At 65.0% G+C, this 19,728-nt stretch carries 14 protein-coding genes and 3 rRNA genes (1 of these 17 only partly in view); 13 read left to right on the forward strand and 4 right to left on the reverse strand.

The features are described from left to right. The 3 genes from ACSYAO_RS01685 to rrf (ACSYAO_RS01695) form a co-directional block, all read left to right on the forward strand. Positions 1-2,174, forward strand: a 23S ribosomal RNA gene (locus ACSYAO_RS01685) (it extends 704 nt beyond the left edge of the window). Between the two features lie 127 nt (positions 2,175-2,301). Next, a 5S ribosomal RNA gene (gene rrf, locus ACSYAO_RS01690) occupies positions 2,302-2,416 on the forward strand. Between the two features lie 134 nt (positions 2,417-2,550). Continuing rightward, a 5S ribosomal RNA gene (gene rrf / locus ACSYAO_RS01695) occupies positions 2,551-2,665 on the forward strand. Positions 2,666-3,161: 496 nt separating this feature from the next. On the opposite strand, the gene ACSYAO_RS01700 is transcribed toward rrf (ACSYAO_RS01695), so the two are convergent. Together ACSYAO_RS01700 and ACSYAO_RS01705 are read right to left on the reverse strand one after the other, a co-directional pair. Next, positions 3,162-4,877, reverse strand: coding sequence for a M28 family metallopeptidase (locus ACSYAO_RS01700; RefSeq protein WP_049401620.1), 1,716 nt, complete (start codon positions 4,875-4,877; stop codon positions 3,162-3,164). An 86-nt stretch (positions 4,878-4,963) separates the two neighbouring features. Next, positions 4,964-5,626 carry a hypothetical protein gene (locus ACSYAO_RS01705; RefSeq protein ID WP_032129713.1) on the reverse strand — a complete coding sequence of 221 codons (663 nt, stop codon included), beginning with the start codon at positions 5,624-5,626 and terminating at the stop codon, positions 4,964-4,966. A 95-nt stretch (positions 5,627-5,721) separates the two neighbouring features. On the opposite strand from ACSYAO_RS01705, the gene ACSYAO_RS01710 reads away from it, so the two are divergent. The 3 genes from ACSYAO_RS01710 to ACSYAO_RS01720 all read left to right on the forward strand — a co-directional run bounded on the left by ACSYAO_RS01710 (position 5,722) and on the right by ACSYAO_RS01720 (position 9,071). Continuing rightward, positions 5,722-7,020, forward strand: a complete 1,299-nt coding sequence (locus ACSYAO_RS01710; protein ID WP_049461916.1) for a murein hydrolase activator EnvC family protein — start codon at positions 5,722-5,724, stop codon at positions 7,018-7,020. Between the two features lie 108 nt (positions 7,021-7,128). Further along, the gene (locus ACSYAO_RS01715; protein ID WP_049461915.1) at positions 7,129-8,577 is read left to right on the forward strand and encodes a S41 family peptidase; all 1,449 of its coding nucleotides are present in this window, start codon (positions 7,129-7,131) and stop codon (positions 8,575-8,577) included. 83 nt (positions 8,578-8,660) lie between these two features. Next, on the forward strand, positions 8,661-9,071 hold the full coding sequence (locus ACSYAO_RS01720; RefSeq protein ID WP_032129716.1) for a hypothetical protein: 411 nt from the start codon (positions 8,661-8,663) through the stop codon (positions 9,069-9,071). Positions 9,072-9,188: 117 nt separating this feature from the next. Here ACSYAO_RS01720 and ACSYAO_RS01725 read toward each other — a convergent pair whose 3' ends face one another. Then, a complete protein-coding gene (locus ACSYAO_RS01725; protein ID WP_019662230.1) occupies positions 9,189-9,881 on the reverse strand; it encodes a rhomboid family intramembrane serine protease in 693 nt (230 codons plus the stop codon). A gap of 226 nt (positions 9,882-10,107) precedes the next feature. Between ACSYAO_RS01725 and ACSYAO_RS01730 the strand changes: the two genes are divergently transcribed. After that, positions 10,108-11,457 carry an outer membrane protein transport protein gene (locus ACSYAO_RS01730; protein WP_049461914.1) on the forward strand — a complete coding sequence of 450 codons (1,350 nt, stop codon included), beginning with the start codon at positions 10,108-10,110 and terminating at the stop codon, positions 11,455-11,457. Positions 11,458-11,599: 142 nt separating this feature from the next. Continuing rightward, entirely contained in the window at positions 11,600-12,172 is a 573-nt protein-coding gene (gene pnuC / locus ACSYAO_RS01735) for a nicotinamide riboside transporter PnuC (RefSeq protein WP_049461913.1), read from the forward strand. 88 nt (positions 12,173-12,260) lie between these two features. On the opposite strand, the gene putA is transcribed toward pnuC, so the two are convergent. Beyond that, entirely contained in the window at positions 12,261-15,479 is a 3,219-nt protein-coding gene (putA, locus tag ACSYAO_RS01740; protein WP_071227445.1) for a bifunctional proline dehydrogenase/L-glutamate gamma-semialdehyde dehydrogenase PutA, read from the reverse strand. Positions 15,480-15,753: 274 nt separating this feature from the next. Here putA and ACSYAO_RS01745 point away from each other — a divergent pair, with 274 nt between their 5' ends. The 5 genes from ACSYAO_RS01745 to ACSYAO_RS01765 are packed head-to-tail and all read left to right on the forward strand — an operon-like array spanning position 15,754 to position 19,718. Next, complete coding sequence (locus ACSYAO_RS01745) at positions 15,754-16,230, forward strand: DUF2244 domain-containing protein (protein WP_004153894.1); 477 nt, start codon at positions 15,754-15,756, stop codon at positions 16,228-16,230. Positions 16,231-16,241: 11 nt separating this feature from the next. Further along, positions 16,242-17,219 carry a cytochrome c oxidase subunit II gene (coxB, locus tag ACSYAO_RS01750; protein ID WP_049461911.1) on the forward strand — a complete coding sequence of 326 codons (978 nt, stop codon included), beginning with the start codon at positions 16,242-16,244 and terminating at the stop codon, positions 17,217-17,219. A gap of 59 nt (positions 17,220-17,278) precedes the next feature. Continuing rightward, on the forward strand, positions 17,279-18,886 hold the full coding sequence (ctaD, locus tag ACSYAO_RS01755) for a cytochrome c oxidase subunit I (RefSeq protein ID WP_004153896.1): 1,608 nt from the start codon (positions 17,279-17,281) through the stop codon (positions 18,884-18,886). 8 nt (positions 18,887-18,894) lie between these two features. Then, a complete protein-coding gene (locus tag ACSYAO_RS01760) occupies positions 18,895-19,131 on the forward strand; it encodes a hypothetical protein (protein WP_049461910.1) in 237 nt (78 codons plus the stop codon). After that, positions 19,128-19,718, forward strand: coding sequence for a cytochrome c oxidase assembly protein (locus ACSYAO_RS01765; protein ID WP_049461909.1), 591 nt, complete (start codon positions 19,128-19,130; stop codon positions 19,716-19,718). Before ACSYAO_RS01760 ends, ACSYAO_RS01765 begins: the two co-directional genes overlap by 4 nt. Positions 19,719-19,728 lie beyond the last annotated feature (10 nt).

The following is a 19,728-nucleotide window of genomic DNA, read 5'->3' on the forward strand; positions in this document are numbered from 1 at the left end:
CACTGGAGGCCCGAACCCACTCCCGTTGCAAAGGTAGGGGATGAGGTGTGATTAGGAGTGAAAAGCTAATCGAACCCGGAGATAGCTGGTTCTCCTCGAAAGCTATTTAGGTAGCGCCTCATATGTATCCTCTCGGGGGTAGAGCACTGTTATGGCTAGGGGGTCATCGCGACTTACCAAACCATTGCAAACTCCGAATACCGAGACGGACTGTATGGGAGACACACGGCGGGTGCTAACGTCCGTCGTGAAAAGGGAAACAACCCAGACCCACAGCTAAGGTCCCAAATTTTGTGCTAAGTGGAAAACCATGTGGAAAGGCACAGACAGCCAGGAGGTTGGCTTAGAAGCAGCCACCCTTTAAAGAAAGCGTAATAGCTCACTGGTCGAGTCGGTCTGCGGGGAAGATTTAACGGGGCTAAGCACAGAACCGAAGCTTGGGGTGCATACTTTGTATGCGCGGTAGAGGAGCGTTCCGTAAGCCGTTGAAGGTGGATTGAGAAGTCTGCTGGAGGTATCGGAAGTGCGAATGCTGACATGAGTAACGATAATGCGGGTGAAAAACCCGCACGCCGAAAGCCCAAGGTTTCCTTGCGCAACGTTAATCGGCGCAGGGTGAGTCGGCCCCTAAGGCGAGGACGAAAGTCGTAGTCGATGGGAAGCAGGTTAATATTCCTGCACCTCGCGTAAGTGCGATGGAGGGACGGAGAAGGTTAGGTGTACCAGGCGTTGGTTGTCCTGGGGAAAGGCGGTAGGTTTGGATCTTTGGCAAATCCGGGATCCTCTAAGACCGAGCACCGAGACGAGCCTTTAAGGCGAAGTCACTGATACCACGCTTCCAGGAAAAGCTCCTAAGCTTCAGCTTACGCAGACCGTACCGTAAACCGACACAGGTGGGTAGGATGAGAATTCTCAGGCGCTTGAGAGAACTCGGGTGAAGGAACTAGGCAACATGGCACCGTAACTTCGGGAGAAGGTGCACCCTTTTTGGTGGCTCGTGCGAGCTATAGCTGAAGAGGGTCGCAGTAACCAGGCCGCTGCGACTGTTTATCAAAAACACAGCACTCTGCAAACACGAAAGTGGACGTATAGGGTGTGACGCCTGCCCGGTGCTGGAAGGTTAATTGATGGGGTCAGCCGCAAGGCGAAGCTCTTGATCGAAGCCCCAGTAAACGGCGGCCGTAACTATAACGGTCCTAAGGTAGCGAAATTCCTTGTCGGGTAAGTTCCGACCTGCACGAATGGCGTAACGACAGCGGCGCTGTCTCCACCCGAGACTCAGTGAAATTGAAATCGCTGTGAAGATGCAGCGTTCCCGTGGCAAGACGGAAAGACCCCGTGAACCTTTACTATAGCTTTACACTGAACGTTGAGTTCGTCTGTGTAGGATAGGTGGGAGGCTATGAAACTGTGGCGCTAGCTGCAGCGGAGCCATCCTTGAAATACCACCCTGTCGTGCTTGACGTTCTAACCTGGGCCCATTATCTGGGTCGGGGACCGTGTATGGTGGGTAGTTTGACTGGGGCGGTCTCCTCCTAAAGAGTAACGGAGGAGCTCGAAGGTACGCTCAGCGCGGTCGGACATCGCGCACTGTGTGCAAAGGCATAAGCGTGCTTGACTGCAAGATCGACGGATCAAGCAGGTAGGAAACTAGGACTTAGTGATCCGGTGGTTCTGTATGGAAGGGCCATCGCTCAACGGATAAAAGGTACTCCGGGGATAACAGGCTGATACCGCCCAAGAGTTCATATCGACGGCGGTGTTTGGCACCTCGATGTCGGCTCATCACATCCTGGGGCTGTAGTCGGTCCCAAGGGTATGGCTGTTCGCCATTTAAAGTGGTACGCGAGCTGGGTTCAGAACGTCGTGAGACAGTTCGGTCCCTATCTGCCATGGGCGTTGGAGATTTGAGAGGGGCTGCTCCTAGTACGAGAGGACCGGAGTGGACGAACCTCTGGTGTTCCGGTTGTCACGCCAGTGGCATTGCCGGGTAGCTATGTTCGGAAGCGATAACCGCTGAAAGCATCTAAGCGGGAAGCGCGCCTCAAGATGAGATCTCCCGGGGCACAAGCCCCCTGAAGGAACCATGTAGACTACGTGGTTGATAGGTCAGGTGTGTAAGTACAGCAATGTATTGAGCTAACTGATACTAATGATCCGAGAGGCTTGACCATATAACCTCAAGTTGCCTTGGCTTTACGACAACGTCGTAAGAGCATCCAAGTGCACGCTACGTCACAAGAACTACGAGAGGCAGGCGCCTTATCCAGTTGTATCGGATGGCGACGCTCCAACCGCCTCCCTGGTGAAATTAGCGCTGTGGAACCACCCGATCCCATCCCGAACTCGGAAGTGAAACGCAGCTGCGCCGATGGTAGTGTGGCTCAAGCCATGCGAGAGTAGGTCATCGCCAGGGTTTATACCCGAGAACCCCGCTGCATGCGCAGCGGGGTTTTTCTTATTAAGTGAAGGCACTGCATTTTCCGGGTACCTTCCGCCCCAAGGGCAAGATCGCGAAGCTGGCGCTGCAAGCGCTGCTGCAACCGTCTCCCTGGTGAAATTAGCGCTGTGGAACCACCCGATCCCATCCCGAACTCGGAAGTGAAACGCAGCTGCGCCGATGGTAGTGTGGCTCAAGCCATGCGAGAGTAGGTCATCGCCAGGGTTTACACCCAAAACCCCGCTGCTCGCGCAGCGGGGTTTTTCTTTGTGCGCGCGAAATGCGGGTAGTGCCGGCCGATGGCCGGCACTGCCGTGGCTGCACAGCGGCCGGTAGATCCACGCCATGCGTGGATGGCTGTCCCTGCGAAGAGCGGTGCCGCCCCCCGGCAGCAGGTCCAGACAGTGCGCGTCGCTGTGATTGCCGGCCAGCGGCCGGCACTACCGGTAGATCCACGCCATGCGTGGAGGCCCTCTGCGAGGAACCATGGCGCCAACCAAGGTTGGCAGCTACCAACAGCAGGCCCACACAGCGATCGTTTGCCGGCCAGCGGCCGGCACTACAAGTAGATCCACGCCATGCGTGGATGCTCTCTGCATGGAACCACGGCGCCAACCAAGGTTGGCATCTACAACTGCAGGGCGCGATCACACACAAAAAAGCGGCGCCCTTGCGGGCGCCGCCTTGGCTTGCTTCAGTACTCAGTCGAGCAAGCTCGACGTTACTTCGCCGCAGCCGGGGCCTTGTCCTTCATCATCGCGTCGCGGGCTGCCTTGAACGGGTTGCCTTCGTACCAGTTCGGCCAACGATCACCACCGGCCAGCTCCTTGCCGACACCGTACATCAGCTGCAGGTCTTCGACGGTGCCGTCCAGCTTCCAGGTGGCCGCATCGAACTCGTCCTTCGGGCCGTGGTAGCGGTTGGCGCCGTAGTCGGCTGCAGCCTTGCGGCCCGCGTCCACGCCACCCTCGCGCAGGTCTTCGCCGCCATCGGCGTACAGGGCCGGCACACCGGCCTTGGCGAAGTTGAAGTGATCGGAACGGAAGTAGAAGCCGCTCTGCACCGAGGTCTCACCGTGCAGGGTACGGTCCTGGGCCGCGGCCAGCGGCTTGAGGATGTCTTCCAGCTCCGAGCTGCCGAAGCCGGTGACGGTAACGTCCTTGGCACGGCCGGCCACCGACATCGCGTCGATGTTGATCACGCCGGCGATCTTGTCCAGCGGGAAGGTCGGATGGGCAACGTAGTACTTCGAACCCAGCAGGCCGGATTCTTCCAGGGTCACCGCCAGGAACACCACCGAACGTTCCGGCTTCGGCTCCTGGTGGGCCATTGCTTCGGCCACTTCGAGAATGCCGGCCACGCCGGTCGCGTTGTCGACCGCGCCGTTGTAGATGTTGTCGCCGGTCTCGCCCTCGTGCTTGCCCAGGTGATCCCAGTGCGCCATGTACAGCACGGCCTCGTCGGCACGCTTGCTGCCCGGCAGCACGCCCACCACGTTGCGCGACTGCTTCTGCGCGATCTGGCTCTTCAGATCGACTGCAGCGGTGGCCTTCAGCGGCACCGGCTTGAAGCCGCGCTTGCTGGCGTCCTTGTAGGCCTGCGCCAGGTCCAGGCCGGCACCGGCGAACAGCGCCTTGGCAGCGTCGGCACTCAGCCAGCCCTGCACCGGAATGCGGGCTTCCGGGTCATCCTTGGCCGGCAGGTCGTACTGCGGGCCTGCCCAGGAGTTCTTCACCACATCCCAGCCGTAGGAAGCGCCGGCGGTGTCGTGCACGATCAGCGCGGCAGCGGCGCCCTTTCGCGCAGCCTCCTCGAACTTGTAGGTCCAGCGCCCGTAATAGGTCATGCGCTTGCCGTCGAACAGCTTCGCGTCATCGACATGGAAGCCCGGGTCGTTGACAAACATGACGACCGTTTTGCCCTTCCAGTCCTGGCCGGCGTAGTCGTTCCACTTCTGCTCCGGCGCGTCGACGCCGTAGCCGACGAACACCAGGTCACTGGCATCGACCTTCACCTCGGCCTGGCCGGTACGGGTACCCACCACCATGTCGGTGCCGAACTTCAGCTCGGTGGTCTTGCCGCCCTGGGTGATCTTCAGCACGGTCGATTCGTCGGCCGTGGTCTCGGTCATCGGCACATCCTGGAACCAGCTGTCGCCGTTGCCGGGCTGCAGGCCGATGCGCTGCATCTGGTCGCGGATGTAGTTGACCGTCAGTTCCTCGCCCTTGCTGCCCGGGGCGCGGCCTTCGAATTCATCCGAAGCCAGCGTCTTGACCATCTCGGCGAAGTCGCCGGCGTTGATCTCCGGCGAGAACGCATGGGCCGCCGGCTTGGCAGTGGCGGTGTCGGTGGCCGGCGCGGGCGCCGGAGTGTCTTCGCCTTTGCAGGCACTGAGCGCGGCCGCAGCGGCCAGGCACAGGAGGAGTTTGCGGGGCATCGTCGATTCCTGGAAAACAAAGGGCGGCCGCACCACGTGTACGACCGGTAACAGCGAGTATCACCGAACCGATGGGCGCGGTGTGCTCAGTCCGCCGGAGCGGTTTCGGTGTCGAACGGGATCGGCTCGGCGCCGGTGACCGGGCCGATGCGGGCCGTGCGGTGCACGTACAGCACCACCTCGCGTTCGAACTGCAACGGGCCGTCCACCACGGCATTCGGACCGATGATCACGCGCGGCTTGCGGCTGGCGGTCAGCGAGACGCTGAAGTTCGGCTTGCGCACGTGCACACCGCCCTTGACCTGCGAACCGATGCCCACGGTGATGTCACCGTTGACGGTTTCCACGTCGTTGCCGACGCGGCTTTCGACCAGCCCGATGCCACCGTTCACGGTTTCAACGCCGCCTTCGATCTGGCTGCCGCGATCGCTGAAGATGCTGCCGTTGACGGTGCTGACGCTGCCGTGGGCGATCACTTCGCGGCCCAGGCGTACGCCGCCGTTGACCGTTTCGATCTTGCCGGTGCGCGCGCGATCGGCGACCTTGACCCCGCCGTTGACGGTGTCGATGCTGCCGGTCTCGACACCTTCGCCGACACGGATGCCGCCGTTGACGGTGTCCAGCTTGCCGTAGCGCTGGCCGGGTTCGGCGCTGATGCTGCCGTTGACCTTGCTGATGTTTTCCTGCGCTGCCACTGGCCCGGTGACCAGCAGTACGCCCAACAGCAGCGGAATGGAGAGAGCTTTCATGGGGACCTCGATGGATGTGCGGCTGGCAGGCCGCGTGCGGAGATGTCACCATTCCCCGGTACCCCCTGCAACTGCCTGAAGTCACTGGAAAGCCCTTGCGCAACAACGCCTTCCCATCACGCCGACATCACATCGCCGCTGCTCGCGGCGGGCGCTGCCTGCTGTTGGGGCTGGCCCTGGCACTGGCGTTGCCGCTGCCGGGTGCCGCGCAGACCACGCGCGAGACCGAGCGCAAGCTGCAGAAGCTGCGCAGTGAGCTGAAGGGCGTGGCGCAGGAGCGCCGGCAGATCGAAGGCCAGCGTGGCCAGGCCTCGCAGCAGCTGCGCGAGGCAGATGAGAAGGTGGCCCGCACCGGCCGTGCGCTTGCGCAGACCGAGACCGCGCTGCGCGAGCAGGGAAGGGCCCTGGCCGAGGCCGAACAACGCCGCAGCACGCTGCAGGTCAACCTCGCCCAGCAGCATCGCGAGCTGGCCGGCCTGCTGCGTGCGGCCTACCAGCTGGGCAACCACGCACCATTGAAGCTGCTGCTGTCGCAGGACACGGTGGCCGATGCCAATCGCGCCCTGGCCTACCACCGCTACCTGCAGCGTGAGCGGGCCCAGCGCATCACCACGCTGACCGCCGACCTGAAGGAACTGGAAGCGCTGCAGGCGCAGATTGCCGAGCGCAAGCAGAAGCTGCAGGGGGCGCAGCAGGACCAGAAGCAGCAGGCAGCGGCGCTGGAAGCCGACCGCCGCGATCGTGCAAAGACCGTGGCCTCGCTGGACGAGCGCTTCAAGGACCAGCGCGAGAAGGAACAGGCGCTGGGCCAGGACGCCAAGGCGCTGGAAACACTGCTGGCCAATCTGCGTGCGGCCGCCGCCCGTGCCGAGGCCGAGCGTCGCGCGGCTGCGCGCCGTGCGGCAGCGGAGAAGGCCGCTGCCGAACGTGCCGCACGCCAGGCCGCGGCACAGGGACGGCCGCCACCGCCCACCAAGGTTCCGCCGGCGGTGGCTTCCGCACCGGCGCCGAAGGTGGGGGGCCTGGGTTGGCCGTTGTCCGGCAACCTGCTGGCCCGCTACGGCGGCAAGCTGCCTGACGGGCGTACCAGCAGCGGCGTGCTGATCGGCGCACCGGCCGGCAGCACCGTCACCGCTGTGGCCGACGGTACCGTGGTGTTCTCCGACTGGATGACCGGCTACGGCATGATCCTGATCGTCGACCACGGCAATGGCTACATGAGCCTGTACGCCCACAACGACACCCTGCTCAAGGACGCCGGTGCACGGGTCAGCCGTGGCGATGCGGTGGCCAAGGTCGGCAACTCGGGGGGCCAAGGGGTCACCGCGCTGTACTTCGAGCTGCGTCGTGGCGGGCAACCGGTGAATCCGGACAGCTGGCTGCAGCGGCGCTGAATCCCGGCTCGCCATGAGCGGGCTGGATTCAACGGGAATTTAGCTGTGCTTCGCGCATAATCGGTGCATGTGCCTTGGGCACCATGCCACCGTCGACAGGAGTGATCCATGCGCGCAGCCCGTACCGCCACCCTCTTGCTGGCCCTGTTGCCAGCGCTGTCCTGGGCGCAGCAGACCGCGCCCGCCCCGAGCCAGGAAACCGGCGGGCAGGCAGCGAGCAGCGAGGAGGCGGTGACCTCGAAGGTGCCGCTGGAGGACATCCGCCGCTTCGTGGCCGTCTACAACGCAGTGCGGGCCGCCTACGTCGATCCGGTCGATGACAAGAAGCTGATGCAGGCAGCGGTGCGTGGCCTGCTGCTCGACCTCGACCCGCACAGCACCTACTTCAACAAGGAAGACGCGCAGGCCTTCGACGAACAGGCCAGCGGTGCCTACGAAGGCATCGGCGTTGAGCTGCAGCAGCAGCCAGACAACGCCAGCATGAAGGTGATCTCGCCGATCGACGACACGCCGGCGGCCAAGGCCGGCATCCTCGCCGGTGACCTGATCATCGCCATCGACGGCAAGCCGATCAGCGCGATCGATGCCAGCGAACCGCTGCGCGGCCCGGCCGGCAGCAAGGTGGTGCTGACCATCGTGCGCGAAGGCAAGCCCAAGCCGTTCGATGTCAGCCTCACCCGCCAGACCATCCGCGTGACCAGCGTGCGCAGCCGCCTGCTGGAACCGGGCTATGGCTACATCCGCCTGAGCACCTTCCAGGCCGACACCGGTTCGGACTTCCAGAAGCACGTGCAGCAGCTGCAGAAGCAGTCCGGTGGCCAGCTCAAGGGCCTGGTGCTGGACCTGCGCAGCAACCCGGGTGGCCTGCTGACCGCTGCCGTGCAGGTGGCCGACGACCTGCTCGACAAGGGCAACATCGTCAGTACCCGCGGTCGCATCAGCATCAGCGATGCACGTTTCGATGCAACGCCGGGCGACCTGCTGAAGGGCGCACCGGTGGTGGTGCTGGTCGACGCCGGTTCGGCCAGTGCCTCGGAAGTGCTGGCCGGCGCACTGCGCGACAACAAGCGCGCCCGCGTGGTTGGCAGCCGCACCTTCGGCAAGGGCTCGGTGCAGACCGTGCTGCCGCTGGACAACGGTGACTCGGTGAAGCTGACCACCGCGCGTTATTACACGCCCAGCGGCAAGTCGATCCAGGCCACGGGCATCGTGCCGGAGGTCGAACTGAAGCCGGCCGCTACGCCGGCCGAGGATGCACTGCCGGCCAGCCTGAGCGATTACAGCGAAGCGACCCTGCCGGGCCATCTGCGCGGTGACGACGAGGGCACCGAGGGCTATCACGCCGGTGCGGTACTGCCGGGCGATGGCCCGATCAACGACGCGCTGGCCGAGCTGAAGAACCCGGGTTCGGTGGCTGCACGCTTGAAGGCCGAAGCGACGAAAGTGGATGCGGCCAAGGCTGCGAAGGCCGCTGCCGCGAAGCCGGAGGCGAAGGTAGAAGCGAAGCCGGAAGCGAAGCCGGAAGCGAAGCCCATTCCGGTCCCGGCCAAGCCCTGAGGGTAGCGCCGGGCTGTGCCTGGCGGACACCCTGCTCATGCAGAAGGCGACGCGGCCGAGGCGTCGCCCGATAGAATCGGCCCATGGACGATTCGAACCTGGCGACTACGATCAGCCAACTCCTTGGCCGTGATCCGCTGCCACCTGACCGGGCCGCCACCCTGCTGGAATCCCTGGCGGTCCGCCATGGAATCGATCCGCGCTTTGTCTATTGGTGGGCAGGCAAAGCGACGTCTGATCAGACGATCCAATACGACAGCAGCGATGAAGGCCTTTCCTGCCTGGCTGAACTGCTGGCGGAAGTGAACGGTGAAATGTGCCTGGTAGCGTCAGATGAGCGCGCATTGCCGTGGCCGATCTGGACTCTGCAGGCAAGTGAACTGATTCCTTTGCTCGGCGAGTTGCCGTTCTTTGAGTACTTCGTGGTGCTGGATGACGGCGCTACGCTGCTGTTCGATACCCACCACAACACGTTGGTGGTCAGTCGCGAGTGACGCATTCGGCGTCATCGCGGACGGAGCAGATCCATATCGATGAAGGAGTCGAGCACGCTCGACGCCACGAACGAGCGGGTGCGCGTGGAGCCGGCCAGCGGCCGGCACTACCAGGGGTCAGAAGCCGTGGCGCTTGCGCAGGCGGCGGGCGATGGCCGCCCGCACGTAGACCCCGTACACCACGCCGAACACGAAGCCGCCGATGTGCGCCCACCAGGCGACCATGCCGAAGCTTGGGCCGATATGGGCGAACACCACCTGCAGGGCGGCCCAGACGCCGATCAGCAGGTAGGCCGGGGCGCGCACGAACTCCAGGAACAGGCCGAGCGGAATGACCACGCCCAGCCGGGCGCCCGGGAACAGGGCCAGATAGGCGCCGATCAGTGCGGACACCGCGCCGCTGGCACCGATGATGATCTGGTCCGGGCTGCCCATGGTGTAGATCGCTACCAGGTTGGACACCGCACCGCCGACCAGGAACAGCAGCAGCAGCCGCCACGGCCCCAGCACCCGCTCGGCGGGCAGGCCGAAGATCAGCAGGAACACCAGGTTGCCCAGCAGATGTGACCAGTCCGCGTGCAGGAACAGAGCCGTGAACAGCCGCAGCACGCTGCCGTCCTGCAGGGTCGCCCACCAGTCCAGCGGGTGGGTCAGGCCGGTGGACAGGGCGCCCCAGTCCAGCCAGAGGCTGCCCCGGGCGTCGTCCGGACGCGAGATCGACCACAGGAACGCCAGCCACAGTGCCGCAAACAGCACGGGCGTGGCCCAGCGCAGGGCCGCCTTCTTGCGCGACGGGAGGGAGACGAACATGGGCAATAGCCTAGCGTGCGGGCGCTTACGGCGGGGATTGTCCTGTTCAGCTTCTGGGACGAAAAAAGCGCCTGCGCTGTTATTGTTTCATTAACAGCTCTGGGTAATACTCGCATACGGCGTCGTATGTCGGGAGGGGAATCCGGCGCGCTCCGAAGGGCCCCAAGGCCTGCCGGGCGCAGGCGCACTCAGAGCACCATCACCGCTTACCGGAGAGAGAACTACGATGCAAACCGCTTCCACCATTGCCCGTCTGACCCTGCTGGCCGTCGGCGTTGCCGGTGCGCTGGCCGCCGCCGACGCCAACGCTGCTGCCTTCCAGCTGAAGGAAAACAGCGCCAAGGGCCTCGGCCGCGCGTTCGCCGGTTCCGGCAGCGCCGAAGGCGACGCCTCCATCATCGCCGTCAACCCGGCCGGCATGCGCCAGCTGGAAGGCACGATGGTCCAGGGCGACCTGAGCGCCATCAGCTTCAAGGCCGAGTTCAAGGGCCAGGGCCGCAATGCGGCAGGCCGCCCGCAGACCGGTGGTGACGGCGGCGACGCCGGCATGATCGCTCCGGTCCCGGCTGCGTACTTCCACATGCCGATCGGCGAGAAGGCCCACTTCGGTGTGTCGCTGACCGCACCGTTCGGCTTCAAGACCGAATACGACAACGGTTGGGTCGGTCGTTACAGCGGCCTGAAGACCGATCTGAAGGCCATCGACCTTGGCTTCGCCGCGTCGTATGACGTCAACCCGTACGTGTCGTTCGGCGCGTCGGTGTTCGTCGAGCACCTGACCATCGAGCTGAGCAACGCCGTCGACTACGGCAGCATCCTGGCCGGCGCCGGCGCTCCGGGCTTCGCCCCGGGCAGCGCGGATGGCACCCTGAAGATCGAGGGTGACAACAATGCCGTGGGCTGGACCGTCGGTGGCCTGTTCTCGATCGACGAGAACACCCACATCGGCCTGAGCTACCGTTCGAAGGTCGAGCACAAGATCACCGGTGGTGATGCGACCTTCAGCGGCGCCGACCGCGCACGTTCGCTGCTGACCAACTCGCCGCGTACCCGCGGCTGGTTCATGGACACCAGCGGCAAGGCCACGGTGACCATGCCGGCCTCGGCCACCCTGAGCGTGACCCACAAGGTCAACGACCGCTGGACCGTGATGGGCGACGTGACCCGTACCGCCTGGTCGACCGCCTTTGACAGCGTCACCGTCGACTACGCGTCGCCGCAGGCGGACTCGGTCCTGGAGTTCGGCTACCGTGACACCACCTTCGTGTCGCTGGGCGCCGACTACAAGCTGAGCGACACCGTCACCCTGCGCGGTGGTGTTGCACTGGACCAGACCCCGACCACCGACGCACACCGCGACGCGCGCGTGCCGGATACCAGCCGCAAGTGGCTGTCGCTGGGCGTGGGCTGGACCCCGTCGGCAAACACCGAGTACAACTTTGGCTACACCCACCTGTTCACCAGCGATCCGAACGTGAACGTGCGTGCCACCACTGCCAACCAGGGCAACTCGCTGTCGGGCAAGTACAAGGTCCGTGGCGACGTGCTGGCGGCTTCGTTCCAGTACAAGTTCTGATTCGGGCCTCGGCCTGACGCAGCACACGGAAGGCCCCGCGCAAGCGGGGCTTTCTTTTTCTGTGGCCACGGGCCATCCACGCGTGGTATGGATCTACTGAAGAGCGCAGCCAGCCACGGTGCGGATCCACGACAATAGCGCCATGAACCTGTCCGATCCGAACTTCCAGCTGGAGCTGGCTGCCAACATTGCCGTCGCCGGCTCGATCCTGCTGGCCGGCCGCAACAACGTGCACACCTGGTGGCTGGGCATCGTGGGCTGCACATTGTTCGCCGCCGTGTTCGAGCGTTCGCACCTGTACGCAGACATGGTGCTGCAGTTCTTCTTCATTGCCATCAGCGTGCTGGGCTGGTGGCAGTGGCTGCGTGGCGATCACGGTGCGCCGCTGCCGATTACCTCATTGCGACCGCGTGCATGGGCCTGGCTCGCGCCGCTGGCGGTGGTGGCCACGTTCGGCTACGGCTGGATGCTGACCCGCCTGACCAACGCCTACGCGCCCTACATCGATTCGGCGGTGCTGGTGCTGAGCGTGATCGCGCAGATCCTGATGATGCGGCGCAAGCTGGAATCGTGGTGGGTGTGGCTGTTGGTGAACACCGTGGCGGTGCCGCTGTACTACAGCCGTGGCCTGCACCTGACCTCGATCCTGTACGTGGGCTTCTGGATCAACGCGCTGGTGGCGTTGCGTCATTGGCGCGGCCTGATGCGGGTGTAGCGCCGAGCCCACGCTCGGCGCTACAGGAAAAAAGGCACAAAAAACCCCGCTTTCGCGGGGTTTTTCGTTCACCGCATGACGCAGGCGATCAGTCGCCCAGGGTCAGCAGCGAGGCGTTGCCACCGGCGGCGGTGGTATTCACCGTCACCGTCTTTTCGGTGGCAAAGCGCAGCAGGTAGTGCGGGCCGCCGGCCTTCGGGCCGGTGCCGGACAGGCCCTGGCCGCCGAACGGCTGCACGCCGACCACCGCACCGATCTGGTTGCGGTTGACGTAGACGTTGCCGACGTGGACGCCGTTGCTGATGCGGTCGACGGTCTCGTCAATACGCGAATGCACGCCCAGGGTCAGGCCGTAGCCGGTGGCGTTGATCTGGTCGATCACCGCGTCGAGCTGGTCGCCCTTCCAGCGGATCACGTGCAGGACCGGACCGAACACTTCCTTCTGCAGCTGGCCCAGGTCCTTCAGTTCGTACGCACGCGGGGCGAAGAAGGTGCCGTTGGCCGCTTCGGCGGACAGCTCGGCCGCAGCGATCAGGCGTGCTTCGCGGTCCATGCGCACGGCGTGATCCTGCAGGATCTGCAGCGCATCGGCGTCGATCACCGGACCGACGTCGGTGGACAGCAGGCCGGGGTTGCCGACCTTCAGTTCCTTCATCGCACCGGCCAGCATGGTCATCACCTTGTCGGCGATGTCGTCCTGCACGAACAGCACGCGCGCGGCCGAGCAGCGCTGGCCGGCTGAGGTGAAGGCCGAACCGATCGCGTCCTTGACCAGCTGTTCCGGCAGTGCCGAGGAGTCGGCGATGAAGGCGTTCTGGCCACCGGTCTCGGCAATCAGCACGCCGATGGCGGCATCACGCGCGGCCATCGCGCGGTTGATCGCACGGGCGGTGTCGGTGGAGCCGGTGAAGGCCACGCCGGCCACGCGCGGGTCGGCGGTCAGTGCGGCACCGACGGTGGCACCGTCGCCCGGCAGGAACTGCACCACCTCGGCCGGCACGCCGGCGTCGTGCAGCAGCTTCACCGCGTAGTAGCCGATCAGGTTGGTCTGCTCGGCCGGCTTGGCGATGACGCTGTTGCCGGCGGCCAGGGCGGCAGCGACCTGGCCCAGGAAGATCGCCAGCGGGAAGTTCCACGGGCTGATGCAGACGAACACGCCACGGCCGTGCAGTTGCAGCTCGTTGGACTCACCGGTCGGGCTCGGCAGCTTCTCGGCGTGGCTGAACTGCTCGCGCGCCTGCTTGGCGTAGTAGCGCAGGAAGTCCACCGCTTCGCGCACTTCGGCGATGCTGTCGGGCAGGCTCTTGCCGGCTTCCTTCACGCACAGCGCCATGAACTCCGGCATGCGCGCTTCCAGCTGGTCGGCGGCGTACTCGAGGATGGCGGCGCGGCTGGCGGCCGGGGTGCGGTTCCAGGCCGGCTGCGCGGCCACGGCGTTGGCCAGGGCCTTCTGCACGGTGGCGGCATCGGCGGCCAGCCACTGGCCGACCACTTCGCGGGTGTCGGCCGGGTTGGTCACCGGCAGCGCGGCGCCGGCCGGGTTCGCACCCGGCACCAGCGGGGCGGCCTGCCACGGCTTCACTGCAGCGTTGATCTGCTCGGCGAGGGCGCGCAGTTCGTTGTCGTTGGCGAGGTTGGCGCCCATGGAGTTCTTCCTGTCGTGGTTCTGGCTGCGCAGCAGGTCAACTGGCAGCGGGATCTTGGGATGCGGAATCGATTCGAACGAAGCGACCATCTCGACCGGATCGCGGATCAGGTCGGCGATCGGCACGCGTTCGTCGGTGATGCGGTTGACGAAGCTGGAGTTGGCGCCGTTTTCCAGCAGGCGGCGTACCAGGTACGGCAGCAGGTCTTCATGCGAACCGACCGGCGCATACACGCGGCAGGGCAGGTTCAAGCGGTCGGCCGGCACCACTTCGGCGTACAGGTCGTCGCCCATGCCGTGCAGCTTCTGGTGCTCGTACACGCCGCCATTGGCGATGCTGCGTACGGCCGCGATGGTGTGCGCGTTGTGCGTGGCGAACATCGGGTAGATCGCGTCGGCATGCGTGAACAGGCGCTTGGCGCAGGCCAGGTAGGAGACATCGGTGTTCTGCTTGCGGGTGAACACCGGGTAGCCCGGGTAGCCTTCGATCTGCGCGCGCTTGATCTCGGCGTCCCAGTAGGCGCCCTTGACCAGGCGCACCTGCAAGCGGCGACCGGCGCGGCGGGCCATGTCGGCCAGGTGGTCGATCGTGTACGGCGTGCGCTTCTGGTAGGCCTGCACGACCACGCCGAAGCCATCCCAGCCGGCCAGCGAGGCGTCGGAGAAGACCTGCTCGATGATGTCCAGCGACAGTTCCAGGCGGTCGGACTCTTCGGCGTCGACGGTGCAGCCGATGCCGTAGCTCTTGGCCAGTTGTGCCAGTTCCAGCACGCCCGGCACCAGGTCCTTCAGCACGCGCGCGCGCTTGGCGTGCTCGTAGCGCGGGTACAGCGCCGACAGTTTGATCGAGATGCCCGGCGCGTTGTTGACGTCGCCGTCCGGACGGCCGCCGCGTGCCTTGTGGTCGCCGCCGATGGCGTGGATCGCACGACGGTAGTCTTCCAGGTAGCGCAGCGCGTCCTTCATGGTCAGCGCGCCTTCGCCCAGCATGTCGAAGGAGTAGCGGTAGTTCGCGTTGTCGCCCTTGTGCGAGCGCGACAGCGCTTCGCTGATGGTGCGGCCCATGACGAACTGGTGGCCCATGATCTTCATCGCCTGGCGCACGGCCAGGCGCACCACCGGCTCACCGACGCGGCCGACCAGGCGCTTGAACGCGCTGGGCGCATCGGCACGGGTGGCGTCGTTCATCTGCACCAGCTTGCCAGTCAGCATCAGGCCCCAGGTGGAGGCGTTGACCAGCACCGAGTCGCTGCCGCCCAGGTGCTTTTCCCAGTCGGCATCGGCCAGCTTGTCGCGGATCAGCTTGTCGGCGGTGTCCTGGTCCGGAATGCGCAGCAGCGCCTCGGCCACGCACATCAGCAGCACGCCTTCCTCGCTGCCCAGGTCGTACTGGCGCATGAAGGCTTCGATCGCGCCCTGGTCCTTGGCACGCACGCGCACGCGGCCGACCAGGTCGGCGGCCAGCGCCTGCACCTTGGCCTGCTCTTCGGCGGGTAGGCGGGCCTGCGCCAGCAGCTCGCGCACGTGGCTGGCCTCGTCCTTCAACCAGCCATCGGTGATGGCCTGGCGGAACGGGTTGGGGGGCGCCGGCAGTTCCGGCGACAGCAGCGCGCCGGGACGCGGAGCGTCGTGGGCGGCAGGGGAGGAGGAAGGTGCGTTCATGCCGGTCCGGCCAGTGGAAAACTTGGCGATTTTAATCATTTTTGCGGGTTGCGGAAGTGCCCAACAGCCACCTTCGTGAAGCGCTGATAGCCCCTAGCTGCAGTGGATTCAGCGTGTTCAGCAAGCTTGGCAGGATTTGTGCTGAATTCGTCATTCGTGCCGCCGACCTCATGCTGTGTTGCAGCATGGTAAAAAGTGTGAATGCACCCTTGCTACCGGCGAGAGGGCGGGGCTACCATCGAGACGTTTCCCGCGGCAGGAACGCGGTTGCGACATGATCGAGGTGCTTCCAGCTCCGGATGGGTCAGGTACGCAGCTGCGGCTGCGTCCCCCACGGGCGCTCGATGCCCGGCAGTTCGTCCTGTTGTTCACCGTGTTGTCGGGTGCGATGTGGCTGGTGTCCGCCCTCGGGTGGTTGGCCGGCAATGCATTCGCCCCCCTGTTCGCGCTGCTGTACAGCCTGGTGCTGGCGGCGGCACTGCGTGCCTTGTGGCGCAGTGGTGAACGGCAGGAGGAGATCCGGGTAGTGCCGGCGTACGTGGAGGTCATCCCCGTACCCGGTGGATCGCCGGTGTTCCGGGCCCACCCCCACTGGGTGCGCCTGCTCACCGACGACGAGAGGGTCCGGCTGGCATCCAGCGGCCGGCAGGTGGAGGTGGGGAGTTTCCTCGCGCCGGCCGAACGTCAGACGCTCGCAGAGACACTTGAAAGCTTGCTCGCCGCCAGCGATGGCGGCAACCGACGACGCTAAGGGTCTAGGCAATGAAGCAAAGCAGCAGGTGGGGCACGAAGTGCGTTGCAGCGGTCGCCGCCATGGTGGCCGGGGGACTGATGCCGGCGTTGGCCTGGGCCCAGGCGGCCGATCCCAAGCCGTGGCAGCTGAACATGGGCAAGGGGGTGACCCAGACCTCGCGCCTGGCCTGGGAATCGAACAATCTCTCGTTGATCATCTGCACGGTGATCGGCGTCATCGTGTTCGGGGCGATGGCCTACGCCATCTTCAAGTTCCGCAAATCCAAGGGCGCGGTCGCCGCCACCTTCAGCCACAACACCAAGGCCGAGATCATCTGGACGGTGATCCCGGTGATCATCCTGATCGTGATGGCATGGCCGGCCACGGCCAACCTGATCAAGATGTACGACACCCGCGATGCCGAGATGACGGTGAAGGTCACCGGCTACCAGTGGATGTGGAAGTACGAGTATCTCGGCGAGAACGTCACCTTCACCAGCCGCCTGGACCGCGAGTCCGACCGCGTGCGGCAAAGTGGCATCGTGCCGACCCGCGAGACTCACCCGCATTACCTGCTGGATGTCGACAACCGCCTGGTGCTGCCGGTCGATACCAAGGTGCGTTTCGTCATCACCTCTGATGACGTGATCCACGCTTGGTGGGTGCCGGCGCTGGGCTGGAAGCAGGACGCCATCCCCGGTTTCATCAATGAAGCCTGGACCAGCATCGAGCAGCCCGGCGTCTACCGCGGCCAGTGCGCCGAGCTGTGCGGCAAGGACCATGGCTTCATGCCGATCGTGGTCGAGGCGGTGTCCAAGGAAGAGTTCAAGCAGTGGCTGGCGCAGCGCAAGCCGGCGCCGCCCGCCGAGCCGGCAACGCCGGCGGCACCTACCGAACCGGCGGCACCGACTGCACCGGCGAGCGAGGCACCGGCGAGCGAGGCACCGGCTGCGCCTGCTGCTGCAGAAGCGGGCAGCGCGCCTGCCACCGTGGCCAGCGGCGCGTGATGTAAAGCCCGCGGCCGTTCGCGGCCGTGGTGACAACCGATTCTGAGAGGTGTTTTGCAATGGCGCACTCGGCAGTTGGGCACGACGATCACCATCACCAGCAGAGTTTCTTCGAGCGTTGGTTCTTCTCGACCAACCACAAGGACATCGGCACGCTGTACCTGGGTTTCAGCTTCATCATGTTCATCATCGGTGCGGCGATGAGCGTGGTGATCCGCGCCGAGCTGGCGCAGCCGGGCCTGCAGTTCGTCAAGCCCGAGTTCTTCAACCAGATGACCACCGTGCATGCGCTGGTGATGATCTTTGGCGGCGTGATGCCGGCCTTCGTCGGCCTCGCCAACTGGATGATCCCGCTGCAGATCGGCGCGCCGGACATGGCGCTGCCGCGCATGAACAACTGGTCGTTCTGGCTGTTGCCGGTGGCCTTCAGCCTGCTGCTGCTGACCCTGTTCCTGCCCGGTGGTGCGCCGGCCGGCGGCTGGACGCTGTACCCGCCGCTGTCGCTGCAGGGCGGCTACAACGTCGCCTTCAGCGTGTTCGCCATCCACGTGGCCGGCATCAGCTCGATCATGGGCGCGATCAACATCATCGCCACTGTGCTGAACATGCGTGCGCCGGGCATCGACCTGCTGAAGATGCCGATCTTCTGCTGGGCCTGGCTGATCACCGCGTTCCTGCTGATCGCGGTGATGCCGGTGCTGGCCGGTGCGGTGACCATGCTGCTGACCGACAAGTTCTTCGGCACCAGCTTCTTCAACGCCGCCGGTGGCGGTGACCCGGTGATGTACCAGCACATCTTCTGGTTCTTCGGGCACCCCGAGGTCTACATCATGATCCTGCCCGCCTTTGGCGTGGTCAGCGAGATCATCCCGACCTTCAGTCGCAAGCCGCTGTTCGGCTACCAGGCGATGGTGTACGCCACCGCCGCGATCGCGTTCCTGTCGTTCATCGTCTGGGCCCACCACATGTTCACCGTGGGCATGCCGCTGGGTGGCGAGATCTACTTCATGTTCGCCACCATGCTGATCTCGATCCCGACCGGGGTGAAGGTGTTCAACTGGGTCAGCACCATGTGGCGTGGCTCGCTGACGTTCGAGGCACCGATGCTGTGGTCGGTGGCGTTCGTCATCCTGTTCACCATCGGTGGCTTCTCCGGCCTGATGCTGGCCATCGTGGCGGCTGACTTCCAGTACCACGACACCTACTTCGTGGTCGCGCACTTCCACTACGTGCTGGTGACCGGTGCGGTGTTCGCGCTGATCGCGGCGGTGTACTACTGGTGGCCGAAGTGGACCGGGCGGATGTACAGCGAGAAGTGGGCCAAGGTGCACTTCTGGTGGTCGATCGTGTTCGTCAACCTGCTGTTCTTCCCGCAGCACTTCCTCGGCCTGGCCGGCATGCCGCGCCGCATTCCCGATTACAGCGTGGCCTTCGCCGACTGGAACCTGATCAGCTCGATCGGCGCGTTCGGCATGTTCGTCACGCCGTTCATGATGGCCGCGATCCTGCTGTCCTCGCTGCGCAACGGCGAGAAGGCCGAGGCCCGATCGTGGGAAGGTGCGCGCGGCCTGGAATGGACGCTGCCGTCGCCGGCACCTGCGCATACGTTCACCACGCCGCCGACCATCCGCCCGGGGGATCTGGCGCATGACGACATCACGCATTGAGGTGGGGCATGCATAACGAAAGCCCGCTCCCGATCGGTAGAGTCGAACCATGCTCGACTGACGAAAAGCCGCCGAGCACGGCTCGGCTCTACAACAGCGAAGCGCAGCCGACCAGCGGTCGGCTCTACCAGGGTGGAAGCATCGAGCAGCAGCGCCAACGCGCCAGGCGCACCGCGCTCTGGGTCGGCGCCATCGCCGTGCTGGTCTACGTCGGCTTCATCCTCAGCGGGGTGATCGGCCGATGAGCGAGGCGCCGGCCACCACACCGTCACGCAGTGCGGGGCTGCCGCGCCTGATCGGCGTGGCGGTGGCGGTGTTCCTGCTCACGTTCTCGCTGGTGCCGCTGTACCGCATCGCCTGCGAAAAGGTATTCGGCGTGCGCCTGGAGCGCGGTCCCGGCAGCGAGGCCAGTACCGGCGCCGTGACCGGCAAGCGCACCGTGCGCGTGGAGTTCGATGGCGGCGTCAACTCGCGCCTGCCCTGGTCGTTCCATCCCGAACAGTTGACCATGGACGTGGTGCCGGGCGAGCTCAACGAGGCGCTGTACTTCGCCCGCAACGACAGCCAGCAGGCGGTGGTCGGCAGCGCGGTACCGTCGGTGGCGCCGGCGCGTGCGTCGGGCTTCTTCAGCAAGACCGAGTGCTTCTGTTTCACCGCGCAGACGCTGCAGGCCGGCGAGAAGCGCGACATGCCGGTGCGCTTCATCGTCGATCCGGACCTGCCGCCGGAGATCAAGACGATCACCTTGTCCTACACCTTCTACCGCAACGACGCGCTGTCCGATCGGCTGGCTCCGGCCGCCACCTCGGAAGGCGCGCACGCCGCACCCTGACCCGGATACC

Source organism: Stenotrophomonas sp. STK16_22 (genome assembly GCF_051984505.1).
Taxonomy (GTDB): domain Bacteria; phylum Pseudomonadota; class Gammaproteobacteria; order Xanthomonadales; family Xanthomonadaceae; genus Stenotrophomonas; species Stenotrophomonas maltophilia_A.

Excerpts from the sequence above, each read along its gene's own strand:
- ACSYAO_RS01700 (WP_049401620.1), bottom strand. The coding sequence starts at position 4,877 with ATGCCCCGCAAACTCCTCCTGTGCCTGGCCGCTGCGGCCGCGCTCAGT.
- ACSYAO_RS01705 (WP_032129713.1), bottom strand. The coding sequence starts at position 5,626 with ATGAAAGCTCTCTCCATTCCGCTGCTGTTGGGCGTACTGCTGGTCACC.
- ACSYAO_RS01715 (WP_049461915.1), top strand. The coding sequence starts at position 7,129 with ATGCGCGCAGCCCGTACCGCCACCCTCTTGCTGGCCCTGTTGCCAGCG.
- ACSYAO_RS01720 (WP_032129716.1), top strand. The coding sequence starts at position 8,661 with ATGGACGATTCGAACCTGGCGACTACGATCAGCCAACTCCTTGGCCGT.
- ACSYAO_RS01725 (WP_019662230.1), bottom strand. The coding sequence starts at position 9,881 with ATGTTCGTCTCCCTCCCGTCGCGCAAGAAGGCGGCCCTGCGCTGGGCC.
- ACSYAO_RS01730 (WP_049461914.1), top strand. The coding sequence starts at position 10,108 with ATGCAAACCGCTTCCACCATTGCCCGTCTGACCCTGCTGGCCGTCGGC.
- pnuC (WP_049461913.1), top strand. The coding sequence starts at position 11,600 with ATGAACCTGTCCGATCCGAACTTCCAGCTGGAGCTGGCTGCCAACATT.
- putA (WP_071227445.1), bottom strand. The coding sequence starts at position 15,479 with ATGAACGCACCTTCCTCCTCCCCTGCCGCCCACGACGCTCCGCGTCCC.
- ACSYAO_RS01745 (WP_004153894.1), top strand. The coding sequence starts at position 15,754 with ATGATCGAGGTGCTTCCAGCTCCGGATGGGTCAGGTACGCAGCTGCGG.
- coxB (WP_049461911.1), top strand. The coding sequence starts at position 16,242 with ATGAAGCAAAGCAGCAGGTGGGGCACGAAGTGCGTTGCAGCGGTCGCC.
- ctaD (WP_004153896.1), top strand. The coding sequence starts at position 17,279 with ATGGCGCACTCGGCAGTTGGGCACGACGATCACCATCACCAGCAGAGT.
- ACSYAO_RS01760 (WP_049461910.1), top strand. The coding sequence starts at position 18,895 with ATGCATAACGAAAGCCCGCTCCCGATCGGTAGAGTCGAACCATGCTCG.
- ACSYAO_RS01765 (WP_049461909.1), top strand. The coding sequence starts at position 19,128 with ATGAGCGAGGCGCCGGCCACCACACCGTCACGCAGTGCGGGGCTGCCG.